Origin of the sequence: Sphingopyxis granuli NBRC 100800 (assembly GCF_001591045.1) — a bacterium.
GTDB lineage: Bacteria > Pseudomonadota > Alphaproteobacteria > Sphingomonadales > Sphingomonadaceae > Sphingopyxis > Sphingopyxis granuli.
This window is the reverse complement of sequence record NZ_BCUA01000001.1, coordinates 57949-69453: the sequence shown is the minus strand read 5'-3', so window position 1 is coordinate 69453 and position 11505 is coordinate 57949. Positions and strand designations below refer to the sequence as shown.

Here is an 11505-nt window from a genome sequence, read left to right as displayed (position 1 = left end):
TCACCCCGCCATCAATCGAAGGTACGAGGGTGGCGTGGCTCTCAGACCGGTGAACCCGGCCGGAAGATACCAATAGGCCAGATGGAGAAGCCACGATGTCGCCCGGCCTGCCTTAGCTTTTCTGAGACCCCACCAGCCTGCACCCGAAAGCGCCATGCCGATGAGAATATGCTGAGACAGGATCCCCCACGCGAAGGGTATGATCATCGCCAGGAACTCATCCAGGGTCCACAGCCCGATCAGCTCGGGATCATCCAGATGAGTCGGGATAACGTACTTGTCCGCGGCCATTGCACCACCCTCTCCTTGGATCGGTCGAAGCTGCTACTTCGTCCGACCGCAGGAACGCTCAGATCGTCGCCGTCACAGTGGACGTGACGATCGGAATGCCGGTCCCGGCACCAACCCCGACCCCAACCGGGATAGCGATCTGCCCCATGGAAAAGCGACCCGACGCCAGCGCGACAATGCCGCCGGCAAGGCTGAGCACGGTGATGATCTTGCCGCCCGAACCCTCGAGGAAGTCGGTGAACTTGGTGAGCGCGGTATCGAAGGTGGTATCGGCGCCGGCGAATGCTGGCCCCGCGAACCAGAGACAGGCGAACAGGAGGAGGGCGATGGCGACGATCGCCCGCTCCGTGCGTCCGCTCTTTTTCAGGACTGACTGCATGTTGGGTTCCCTTCACATGGAGACGCGACGGATCCGCGCCCAAGTGAAAGGGTGGTCAGATGCCTTGCGTGGTCGCAACGGGCGGCCCGAGGAGGTTCCCTCGATTCGCCCATCATTTTGCGATTCTCGACTTTTTTATCATGGCCACGGGGCACGGTGCCCCGACATCCGGGGCGGGCTGCCCGTCAAAACGGGGCAAGATGCCCGTGATTGCGGGGCGGCTTGCCCCGCATTTGCGGGCACGCGGCAATCGCGGTAGATTCGGCGGCACGATTATCGGAACTTAACCATTCTCGGTTCATAATCGCTGCCGTAAGCCAGACGCGTAGATCGGGCTTCTTATGGATCGCAACTTCAGGACGTGGGCACTATGGGCGCCGCAGACTCACGAGACATCACCCTCAATATCTCCGAACCCCTGTTCCGGCTGACAACCGAAGGCATCCGCCTGCATTCAAATGAAACCCTGCATCATCAGACGCTTTCGAATCTGATCGACCATAGAAGTTCCCGTACCGAAAAGATCGGAAGCCACGATACCCGCACTCTCAAGGAACATCTTACTTCAATTCCATCGGACGGGACCATTCGAATTCGTCTCAATATTTCCAGAACGAGCGCAACAAGCCTTGATGAAGTGAAGGATTTACTGAGCCGCCAGCTCGACTCCAAGCTGACTGTGGCGGATGCCTTATCATTCCTTTTGTTCGATTATGTGGTCGAACAGAAGGCCGCGCAGGTCATGGACAAGCTGGATCTCAGCGGCCCAGACCCATTCGGACGTAACGGATTCGCCAACGGTCATTCCAGTTAAACGGCTTGGTCCACAGTGTGTTAGCCAACCAATTACCCGCCCACATGGCTCAAACCAGGCTTGCATTGCCGATTCGCCTATGATTGTCTCCCTTGATCCAGGCGGCAATGCGAGATCGAAATGTCATCTCTTGCCAAAGTGGGGGCGTAAGTTGTGGAGGCCGTCGAACGCGACGAACCGCAGCGGGATTACGTACCCCTGATCCTTCAAACCATGGCTGTGCGGGACACCGCGCAGCGCAGGCTGGCGCATATGACCGGGATCAGCAAATCCCGCCTTGGCCTCCTCCTTCATAGCGATCCCGACAAACGGTCGGTGATGACCCTGCCTGAACTTGAGAAAATTCTTCACGCGCTCGGCACCAACATCCTGCAGGCGTATATCTGCATCGAGACCTTCAAAGGCCTCGAATTGCCCGACAGGGAGCGATATGCGACCGTCATTTCGATGCTCTGCGAGATGTTCGCCGGCCTGCCCCGCAAGATCATCGAGGCGCTCGATGAGATCAACGGCATCGACGGATCGGAGGTGAAACGCGATTGGGGCGCCCCGCTCCAGAAGGCGGTCGTCAAGCGGGTCGCCGAAGAAGTCGTGAAGATCCGTGAACGACGGGCACGGATCACAGATGGCGATGATTTCCAGATCTAGGCGCGGCTATCGCGCCAACGACGCACCGCACGCCGCACGCCCTGGTTCAAAAGGTCGACACTGTCGCAGCGCGCCCGGCAGGACGTGCCGCCGTTGCCGGGACAGCGGTCACTTGGGGGACTATGGTTGCCCGGCGCTCATAACCGCTCAGCCGCGACCAGTTCATCAGCACATTGTCGACATACTCCCGCGTTTCCGGGATCCGCGGCACGGCCCCGTTCCGGACGCGGCCGGGTCCAGCGTTGTAGGCCGCCAGGGCAAGGTGATAGTGACCAAAGCGGTCGAGTTGCCGCCGCAGATATTTGGCGCCGCCTCGAAGGTTGCTCTCCACATGGTAGCGGTCGACCCCCAGCTGCGCCGCCGTTCCCGGCATCAACTGGGTCAACCCGAAGGCATTTTTGGGCGAATAAATGTTGGGCTGATACTGACTTTCCCGGATGATCATTGCGTCGAACAGACCGACCGGGATGCCATGTTCACATGCAATATTGCTCATCAATCCATAATAGGTCGCCCGGCGGAACTCCGCATCAGACCGCAGGAAGCCGGTCGGGCGGTAGGGCGCTGCGGAACATTCCGGCACGTAACGCGGCGAAGCGGACGCAAATATGGGTCCGCCCCGCATCCAGATCGGGACGGGGATCGATCCTGCCGCCGGGAGCAGACCTGTGGAGGGCGGCACCGACGGCTGCGCCACACTGGTACGCGCCGGTACCTCCGGCGCAGCGCTGAAACTGTCAACCATCTGAAACTCCACCCAGCGGCGGCTCAGATCGTGGATGCGGAACGCGGGGGGCAGTGCCGGCAACGCCGCGTGATCAGCCGCCTGAGGGGCCTCATCCTCGACATCCTCGCCCGCCCGGAGCGGCCTCTGCGGACTGGTGGCTCCCATCGAAATCAACTGTACGCTACGCGCCGCCAGCGGCGGCTCCGCAGCCACACCATTGGTTCCCCACCCTATCGCGGCGACCGCGATGCCGATCAGAAATGCTCGCATGAGATCCTCTCCAATTCGCACTTGAGCCAAGTGGAGAGGATCAAATCCAACCTTGTCAATCCGCGCCGCCGCCATCAGAGTCGGACGATGAGGGCCTGGGACGGCAGCGCATGTGGCTGATCCCTCGCCGCACCAATGGCCTTGGCACGGGCAGAATTCCGCTGCCCCAACCTGTGCGCGACGCCCTTGTCCGATGGTATTCCGGCAGGGGCTCAAGGCATGACGAAGAGGCCGGCATCACCCTCGTCCAGCAAGCCCGCATTGGGGAGAAATGGATCGCCTGCGATTGTCTGCAGCCCGGCGCTTCACCGCCGATCCTGACCCCCGCCTTCCTGTCCGAGGCTGAAACCTATTATCTTCGCCGGCTCACCAGCACCGACCGCCCCGAGCACCATCCCGACTGCCCTTTTTTCCGTGAGCAGGCCACCAATCGGCTCAGCGAGGTGCGCACCCATGAAAGCGCCGCCGATCCGCCAATGGGTTATTTCGAAGTGCTGCGCCCGGCACCGGAGAAGCTCGCGCAAAAGCCCGAAGAAGACAGTAGCGACGACCGGACGCGCCAGGGTTCAGTCCCCCGGCTCGCCCGCCTGCTTTGGCGCCTCCTCCATATTTCCGGTCTCAACCGCGTCCCGCCGCTTGGCGAAGATCATGTCGGCCATTCGATCAGCGATGAGTTCCGAACCCTGTCCGCCGCTGCGACAAGAATCGAAATCGCGCCAGGGATCGAGCTCGGTCGCGCTTTCTGGACCCATGCGCAGGCGCTCCACAGCAAACGCGTTTATGCCAGCCTGCGCGCAATAGCCCGCCGTTGGCCGCGTGGCCATGCGCCCCAGGCCTTCCTGGCCCTTTTCGCACATGAGTTCCGCGGCGCGACGATCCAGGTGTCGGGCTCGGATCCGGTCGTGATCGCCAACCGCGTGCAATCTCCCTCCGTGCGCGGCAATACCATCAAGGGTCCCTATCTGGTCCTCATCGTGGCCGGACAATATCCCGAGGCGCATGGATATGCGCCGCTTCGCGCATACGCCCAGCCGATCCTTTCGGGCCGACGGTTCATGCCCGTCGACTCCGAATTCGAGCGCGCGGTGCTGCGCGATTTGATCAAGCTACGCGTGACATTTGACCGCTATGATATCGACCTGATGATCGAGAAGCCTGTGTTCGACACCCTGACCCAGATCGGTCCCTGCCGGCCGGATTTCCTTCTTGAGGCGCGATCGAGATCCACGGGTGAAATCCGGCACGTCATGGTCGAAGCCATGGGCTCGAATGACGAGATGTACCTGCTTTCGAAAGCCGCAACGCACCCGCAAATGGAGCAACTCGCTCCGCTCGTCTGCGTCTCACCGCTCGATCTCGAGCGGAACCGGATTGCACCAGCCGTCCTGCGCGGCTTCGGCCTCTAGCCCCAGTTCATCGAGGCCGCGAACAAGATGACGATCGCGAGGGTCACGGGCATTGAGGTCAAATAGAGCTTCTGCCAACGCCACCAGGTTCGCGGCACAAACAACAGCGCCGCTTGCCAGGAGGTCACTGCGGTCCAGCTGCGTTCGCGGTACACCGCGCATAGCATCATCCCGATCGAGAGCGCGAACGCCATCGCGCAACAGATCCCGGTCGCCAGATACAATGCCATCCAGTTGGCCGCTTCGACTGTCGTCAGCTGTCCCATCTCGGTTCCACCGGGCCTGTCGTTCAGCAAAAGCCTAACGCAGCGGGCAAATCCGGGCAATCGACCCAATACCCATCGGCCTTGGCGGACGGGATCGAGCAAAGCAGGCCCGGCAATGCGCTCTACAAGAATATGACAAGACGGACACGGGAATGTTGCCCATCCGGACAGCATAGACAACGTCATGCTATAGCGCATAACGAAATCAAATAAATATTATTAACAGAATATTTACACCTTTTGGGATGTTCTTCTATAAAAACATCTGCATCGGGTGAGGACAGATCGAATTCAAGATTGGGAAGATTACTTATTGAAGGTAGGTGTGAGCCGAAACTAGCAGGTAGGACGCCCCCACGCGCCATGTCGGCGCAGCCGACTGGACGCGCCCATGCAGGCCATAGTTCTCATCATTCTCTATCAGGGGCAAGAGACGCTTGCGGTCTACGACACCGATTCCGCCGCTTGGGATGCACTGCTGGAGTTTGTTGATCAGCGTTGGCAAGGCCGCTTCGGCCAGATCCCTCGTCCGGACAACAACGACGAACGCGTCGAGGCCTTCTTCGGGGGAGAGGATGTTTATCTGCTTGCCTCGACCGATGTCATCGGTCTCGAGCCGACGCACCGGACCCCGCGTCAAAGCACGTCGCCATCGGCGCGATAAGGACCTGGGGCGATGCTCGGGTGCCTCATTCCCGGCGACAGCATCGGGCTTGAAACCGCCCAGTTTATCAACGAGCGCTATGCTCGGCAGTGCGAAGCCGCGGCGCTGAAAGCGCGACCGCTGGCCAAATGCGCGCTTGGATCATGCTCGCAAAAACCTTCGGAACGAGCATTCGCGCAATTGGATCCAACGAAGAGCCGACGCATGCCCATCCGGCATCGTTGACCCGAATCCGCGTGCGTATCTGCACCTACCGCGCCATCCGCTCCCCCCTGCAATCGAGCGATGCCTCAACCGTTCCACGCTCCATGAACAGGGTGAAGACTGTCAGGCCAGCCGCGATTGCACCGCCTCGGCCACCGTCCGCCGCTACCCGGAAGCGCGCCGCATAAAAGTTCCAGATTCAAGATAGGCGACGGCTACCCCCCGACCTGATCAACGGCGCCAGGTGTGCGCCGACCGCTTTGATCAGTTCAAAGGCGCCGAGCAACGCAACGCCTGTCAATATGATCAAGCCGACCTCAACCCAGCCCAGTGGCGCAAAACCCAAACGCTGCTGAAGCGGTTCAACCCCGAAGATCAGGACCGTCCCGGCCAGGATAAATCCCAGGACAAAGCGGAACGCCACATTGTGCCGGACAACCGCCTGGCTGATATGCGCACTGAACGACCGATGGGCGAGAACCAGGGCAATCACCGAGGCGACAAGAGCAAAGAACATGAATGTCCTTAATTCTTCAACCGGCAACGAAATACGACCCGAGGCGACGAGGATCGCACCGAGCACCGCGAGGGCCAGCCCCCCTTGAAACATGGAACTTGCCACCAAAGGCAGGTTGAACAAACGCTCCTGCGGCGCACGCGGCGGCCGCTGCATCAAATTCTCCTCTTCCTGCTCTGCCTCGAACACAAGCGCGCAGACCGGATCGATGATCATCTCGAGGAGGGCGATCTGGATGGGGCCCAACAAAATCGGCATACCCAGGAGCAGCGGCAATAGCGCAAGCCCCGCGATCGGCACATGAACCGCGAAAATGAAGCCTATCGCCTTTCGGATATTGTCATAGATCCGCCGCCCGAGCCGGATCGCCGAGACGATCGCGCCAAAATCGTCCTCCACCAGCACGATTGAGGACGCCTCCCGCGCAACATCGGTACCGCGCTTGCCCATGGCGACACCGATATGTGCGGCCCGCAACGCTGGTGCATCGTTGACGCCGTCACCCGTCATGGCGACGATGTCACCAGCAGCCTTGAGCGCCGAAACGATCCGCAATTTCTGATCGGGCATCGTCCGCGCGCAGATCGAGACGGTTTTGATCCGCTCCGACAATTCCTCATCGCTCAGGGTGCTGATAATCGGTCCCGTGAGCGTTTCACCGGCATCGAGACCCGCTTCCGCGCCGATCGCCTGCGCTGTTGCCGCATAGTCACCCGTGATCATGATCACACGGATCCCGGCAGTCCTGCATTGGGCAATCGCCTCTTTGACACCAGAGCGGAGCGGATCCTTCAATCCAACAAGTCCAAGCAGCTCAAAATCATGCTCGAGATGGTCCTGCGCCGCCGTCTCGCGCGGGATACGTCCGGCCGCCACACCAAGGACACGCATGCCGCGCACCGCCATCGCGGTGGCCGCCGCCTCGAGCCGGGCCTGGCCCTCCGTGTCGAGCCTGCACAGGCGGCCAATCGCCTCGGGCGCGCCCTTGGCCGCGGCGGCGAATGTCGCCTCCTCCCCGGGACTCTCCCAGATATTCGACATTGCCAGCAAATCAGGTCGCAGAGCGTTGGTATGGACCAGCGTCCATCCGCGTACGTCCTGGCAGGCCGCCGAAACGGCAGCTTCGTGGAAGGCCACCTCCATCGGATCGACGGGGATCGGGGCGCTCGCCATCGCACCATATCGCAATAGCTCATCGAAACGATCGCTGGCCATCCCGGCTCCAAGATCGGCCGTTTCGCCGGATGCCATCCAGAGTTCGGCTGCAACCATCCTGTTCTGGGTCAGCGTTCCGGTCTTGTCCGTGCAAAGGACCGTCGCCGCACCCATGGACTCAATCGCCGACGCCCGCCGGGTGAGCACGCCGACCTGCGCGATCCGCCAGGCCCCCATTGCCATGAAGATCGCAAGGACGACCGGGAACTCCTCGGGCAGAAGCGACATTCCGATCGCGATGCCGGCGAGCAATGCATCGAGCCATCCCCCGCGCACCAGCCCGTAGAGGAGAACCACCAGGGCAGCGACCGCGATGCCACCAGCCGCGCAGATGCGCACGATCCTGCGCATCTCATGCTGCAGCCGGGGCGCTTCGGTCTCGACGCTGGATAACGACCTGCCAATCTCGCCGATGCGGCTGCGGGGACCCGTGGCCGTCACACAGGCGAGGCCTCCACCGCGCGTAACGATCGCGCCGCCAAAGACATAAGGCAGATCGTCCCCGCCAGGTTCATGCGCGACCGCATCCCCCTGAAGAGCGCTGCGCTTGCGCACTGGAACGGATTCCCCTGTCAGAAGCGATTCATCGCATTCGAGCCCCTGGGTCCGCAGCACCAGCGCGTCCGCCGCGATCCTGTCCCCTTCATCAAGAACGAGGATGTCGCCTTGAACGACCTCGCGGCCCGGCACCCGCACGGTCCCGCCATCGCGCATGACAAGCGCACGCGGCGCTGAAAGATCCCGCAGCGCTTCCAGCACATTCTCGGTCCGGGCTTCCTGCACCACGGTCAGCAATATCGAGAAACACGCGAACAGAAGCAGGATCAACGCCTCTCCCGTGTCGCCCAGAAGGAGGTAGGTGAGCCCTGCGGCAAGCAGCAGCGCCAACATCGGCTCGCGAAGCACCTCGAGCGCAATCCGCCATGGTGAGCGTTTCTTCTGCCGCGGGAGCTCGTTCGGCCCGTCCCGGTCGAGCCGCTCGCGAACCTGCGTTGCGGACAAACCGTCCAGCGGGCTCTCAATAAGGGATTCCTTGGTCATATGTTGTCCAGTTTCGAGACCTGCAGTCGATGAATACGGGCACATAGTTCGACCTCGGCGCAATGCACATCAGACGGAAACAGCAGGGCACAGCCCTCATCGGCCGTCGAATGCATCTAAGCGCATGCCCCGCGCGCGTAATTAAGCAATATCCCCAGTGGAACTCTCGTCAGGCACGCCGCCAGGCGTGCCTCAACGGAACGCGGCCCGCGGGATGGCGTCCGTAATCTGCTGGAATGGCTGGCCGACGTGCCCGACAGTATCGGCGAGAGTGCCCTGATCGACCGGATCGACGATTTAAGACCAAGGGATCTGATCGGCATCGCAGGCGTGAACGCCCGATTTTCTTGGTTAGTCCTCGGGCCGCTTCCGGGGAGAAACTGCCACGAAGCCCCCGTGAGGGCACTACGCTACGCGTGCCAGCATCGGCATTTCGTCGCGCCGCAAAGTCAGGACTTCGACACCGTTCCCGGTAACCGCGACCGTATGCTCGAACTGGGCCGATAGCTTCCGGTCGTTGGTCACGACCGTCCATCCATCGTCTTGGGTAGTGACCTTGCGCGTACCCTGATTGATCATCGGTTCGATCGTGAAAACCATGCCTTCGCGCAGGCGCACGCCCGCGTCCGGCCGCCCGAAATTCATCACTTGCGGCTCCTCGTGCATCTCGCGACCAATGCCGTGCCCGCAAAATTCACGCACAACCGAATAGCCGTTCTTTTTGGCGTGCCGCTCGATTGCGAAGCCGATGGCGCCGATATGGGCGCCAGGCCGCACCTGCCCTATGCCTTTCCACATCGCCTCCTGGGCGACACGCACCATCCGTTTTGCAGCAGATGAGACGGTGCCGATCAGATAGGTCTTGCTCGAGTCCGCAATGAAGCCGTTCTTCTCCAGCGTGATGTCGAGGTTGATGATGTCGCCGTCCCGGACGATCTCGTCTGCATCCGGAACCCCGTGGCACACGACGTGATTGATCGAGCTGTTCAGGACGAATTTGAAGCCGTACTGCCCTTTGCTCGCCGGACGCGCGGCGAGCTCCACGGTGATGAAGCGATCGACCAGATCGTTGACCTGCAATGTCGACATGCCGGCGAGGTCTTGCTCGTCCAGCATCTCGAAGACGGACGCCAGCAGCCTGCCGGAAACACGCATCAGCGCCAGTTCGTCAGATGTCTTCACCATGTCAGACAGGGGCCGTTTCGACGAGGCGAACATGTGCTGCGGACAATTGCGTCTTGACGATGTCATTGAATGACAAGGTGGGGCTTGCCTCGGCGAGCATACCGATCTTCATCCAGAATTCGGCTTGCGCATTGATGGAACGGCACATCACGGTGCTGGCCCTGCGGACCTCTTCGTGCAGCTCGTCGTTGATTTTCACAATGCCCATGGATGCCCTTCGCCGCTATTCACAATATATGGTTCGTATATGAATCATATATTGGGGAGTCAATCGACGACATTGGCGAGCGACTGGTGCCAGGCCGATCATGGCGGGCATGGACGATTGAGGGCGGACGGTTATCCTTCATGGAGCAAAAGGCGCCCCCTCCCCCGTTTCGACTGTCTCTGATCTCTTGGGCCGCTGCGCGCCCAAGCGTCCACGATGCTTCAGACGCGGAGTTGGGCTGGATCGAGAACCGGCCAGAACGATCGGGCCGGTTCATGGCTCACGCCCGGGGCAGGCTTCAATGCCTGGCCAGTTCTTCCTTGAGGCGTAGCTTTTGCTTCTTAAGCTGCTGAATCATGACGTCGTCCGGCATGGGGCGGCTCATCTCTTCCCGGATCTGGCGGTCGAGGACTGCATGCTTTTGCAGCAGCGCATTCGCATGCGATGTATCCATAGTCCCTTTCTCCTCCTGTTTGCGCAGACGCAATCCCGCTGTGGGTGTGTCAGGCTCGCAGGACCTCGCCGGCTCTGACATCGGGAAGATTACGTATCGGCACATCCCCGTCGATATGAGCTGGCCGTAACGAAAATTCGCAGATCCAGATGTCCGCGGGGGCGTAGAGAATCAGAGCCTGAACGCGTCGCCGCGCATGTAGAGTTGCGGACTCGCTCCCATTTCCGTCCGGAACGCATAGATAAATGCTGACGACGAGGCATAACCGTCGCAAATGCACGTGGACTGGAATTTCTCGTGCTGTCGGGAAGCCTGACGATCGACCACGAAGCGCTCGAACCCCAAAGCGGGCGCCGCCTTCCGGCCGGCACCGCGCTGGATGCCACGGTCGGTCCGGAAGGTACCCGTCTCTGGATCAGGATCGCGCCCGCGATCCAATACGCCGATGTCGAGGCCGCACTCATCGCATGGGGCGCCCCGCAAGCGGGGCAGGAAGCTTGTGGGTTGAAGAAGCCCTTGTGCAACTGGCAGTCAACGCAGTCCGTCCCACCTCCCCTGTGCTGGGGGCGCAAGATCTGACGAACTGATCCTCGGCGGTTATGCTGAAAATTAGCTCCGTGTGGCTGCTTACAGCAGAAGGATATCACCACAAATTATCGGACGACCACCCAGACGACGCCGCGCACAGTCCAGAGCGACACGATCCACAAGAGACAAACGGGCATGGCAAAGACGACCCAGATCGGTGCGAGATTGGAACCAGACAGAACGCCCAATATGGCCACGACCAGAGCAAGGGCCATGGTAATACCGGATAGCCATGCAGCTTTTTTCCACATCCCGCGCAGCTTCCATACAGCCAGAACCTGAAGCACCAGCCACGCGGCCGCGCCAGCCAGGAAGCATATTGCGAATTCATCCATGCACCCCTCCCTTGTCACCGGCTTCCAGCTTCAGATTAATGTTGAATAGTTAAAGAGCGCCCCGGTCAGCTCCTCGCTGCGCATCAGCATTTCACTCAATCCACTGGCGACGATCTCGAACTGCTCACCTTGCGGCGTCTCGAATGGCTGAACCTCGTCGTAACAATGATCCCGATGGGGCCGGCGTTGCTTGAGGATCTCGGCCTGCATCGGGGTGTGTCACTGCGGTCAGACTGCCGTCAGCAAGCTGCTTTATGCAACATGGACAAGGGAGATTCCGATGTTCATGGCAA

16 protein-coding genes are annotated in these 11505 nt (G+C 60.8%); 6 read left to right on the top strand and 10 right to left on the bottom strand.

All coding sequences use genetic code 11. The features are described 5' to 3' along the window. The gene (traL, locus tag SGR02S_RS00355) at positions 1-291 is read right to left on the bottom strand and encodes a type IV conjugative transfer system protein TraL (protein ID WP_067104978.1); all 291 of its coding nucleotides are present in this window, start codon (positions 289-291) and stop codon (positions 1-3) included. Positions 292-349: 58 nt separating this feature from the next. After that, positions 350-670: a TrbC/VirB2 family protein gene (locus SGR02S_RS00350; protein WP_067104976.1), complete on the bottom strand. Its 321-nt coding sequence runs from the start codon at positions 668-670 to the stop codon at positions 350-352. A 370-nt stretch (positions 671-1040) separates the two neighbouring features. On the opposite strand from SGR02S_RS00350, the gene SGR02S_RS19350 reads away from it, so the two are divergent. Together SGR02S_RS19350 and SGR02S_RS00345 are read left to right on the top strand one after the other, a co-directional pair. Beyond that, positions 1041-1484, top strand: coding sequence for a hypothetical protein (locus SGR02S_RS19350; protein ID WP_255211345.1), 444 nt, complete (start codon positions 1041-1043; stop codon positions 1482-1484). Positions 1485-1637: 153 nt separating this feature from the next. Next, positions 1638-2132, top strand: a complete 495-nt coding sequence (locus tag SGR02S_RS00345; RefSeq protein ID WP_067104974.1) for a hypothetical protein — start codon at positions 1638-1640, stop codon at positions 2130-2132. A 46-nt stretch (positions 2133-2178) separates the two neighbouring features. On the opposite strand, the gene SGR02S_RS20470 is transcribed toward SGR02S_RS00345, so the two are convergent. Then, the gene (locus tag SGR02S_RS20470) at positions 2179-3204 is read right to left on the bottom strand and encodes a lytic transglycosylase domain-containing protein (protein WP_255211344.1); all 1026 of its coding nucleotides are present in this window, start codon (positions 3202-3204) and stop codon (positions 2179-2181) included. Positions 3205-3239: 35 nt separating this feature from the next. On the opposite strand from SGR02S_RS20470, the gene SGR02S_RS00335 reads away from it, so the two are divergent. Then, positions 3240-4535 (top strand): DUF8535 domain-containing protein, encoded by a 1296-nt coding sequence (locus SGR02S_RS00335; RefSeq protein WP_067104972.1) that lies wholly within the window; start codon positions 3240-3242, stop codon positions 4533-4535. Here the strand turns inward: SGR02S_RS00335 and SGR02S_RS00330 are convergent. After that, entirely contained in the window at positions 4532-4801 is a 270-nt protein-coding gene (locus tag SGR02S_RS00330) for a hypothetical protein (protein WP_067104971.1), read from the bottom strand. The genes SGR02S_RS00335 and SGR02S_RS00330 overlap by 4 nt on opposite strands. A 391-nt stretch (positions 4802-5192) precedes the next feature. Here SGR02S_RS00330 and SGR02S_RS00325 point away from each other — a divergent pair, with 391 nt between their 5' ends. Next, complete coding sequence (locus tag SGR02S_RS00325) at positions 5193-5465, top strand: hypothetical protein (RefSeq protein ID WP_067104970.1); 273 nt, start codon at positions 5193-5195, stop codon at positions 5463-5465. 12 nt (positions 5466-5477) lie between these two features. After that, positions 5478-5690: a hypothetical protein gene (locus SGR02S_RS19790; RefSeq protein ID WP_156482899.1), complete on the top strand. Its 213-nt coding sequence runs from the start codon at positions 5478-5480 to the stop codon at positions 5688-5690. Between the two features lie 178 nt (positions 5691-5868). On the opposite strand, the gene SGR02S_RS00320 is transcribed toward SGR02S_RS19790, so the two are convergent. The 4 genes from SGR02S_RS00320 to SGR02S_RS19340 form a co-directional block, all read right to left on the bottom strand. Further along, positions 5869-8442, bottom strand: a complete 2574-nt coding sequence (locus SGR02S_RS00320; RefSeq protein WP_067104969.1) for a cation-translocating P-type ATPase — start codon at positions 8440-8442, stop codon at positions 5869-5871. Between the two features lie 405 nt (positions 8443-8847). Further along, positions 8848-9627: a type I methionyl aminopeptidase gene (map, locus tag SGR02S_RS00315; protein WP_067104968.1), complete on the bottom strand. Its 780-nt coding sequence runs from the start codon at positions 9625-9627 to the stop codon at positions 8848-8850. A 1-nt stretch (position 9628) separates the two neighbouring features. Then, complete coding sequence (locus SGR02S_RS00310; RefSeq protein ID WP_067104963.1) at positions 9629-9835, bottom strand: ParD-like family protein; 207 nt, start codon at positions 9833-9835, stop codon at positions 9629-9631. A 298-nt stretch (positions 9836-10133) separates the two neighbouring features. Next, entirely contained in the window at positions 10134-10289 is a 156-nt protein-coding gene (locus tag SGR02S_RS19340; protein ID WP_082796845.1) for a YdcH family protein, read from the bottom strand. Between the two features lie 297 nt (positions 10290-10586). On the opposite strand from SGR02S_RS19340, the gene SGR02S_RS19785 reads away from it, so the two are divergent. Beyond that, the gene (locus SGR02S_RS19785) at positions 10587-10868 is read left to right on the top strand and encodes a hypothetical protein (RefSeq protein ID WP_156482898.1); all 282 of its coding nucleotides are present in this window, start codon (positions 10587-10589) and stop codon (positions 10866-10868) included. Positions 10869-10942: 74 nt separating this feature from the next. Here SGR02S_RS19785 and SGR02S_RS00300 read toward each other — a convergent pair whose 3' ends face one another. Both SGR02S_RS00300 and SGR02S_RS00295 read right to left on the bottom strand, forming a co-directional pair. Beyond that, entirely contained in the window at positions 10943-11212 is a 270-nt protein-coding gene (locus tag SGR02S_RS00300; protein ID WP_067104961.1) for a hypothetical protein, read from the bottom strand. A 30-nt stretch (positions 11213-11242) separates the two neighbouring features. Then, positions 11243-11422: a hypothetical protein gene (locus SGR02S_RS00295; RefSeq protein ID WP_067104960.1), complete on the bottom strand. Its 180-nt coding sequence runs from the start codon at positions 11420-11422 to the stop codon at positions 11243-11245. Between the last annotated feature and the right edge of the window lie 83 nt (positions 11423-11505).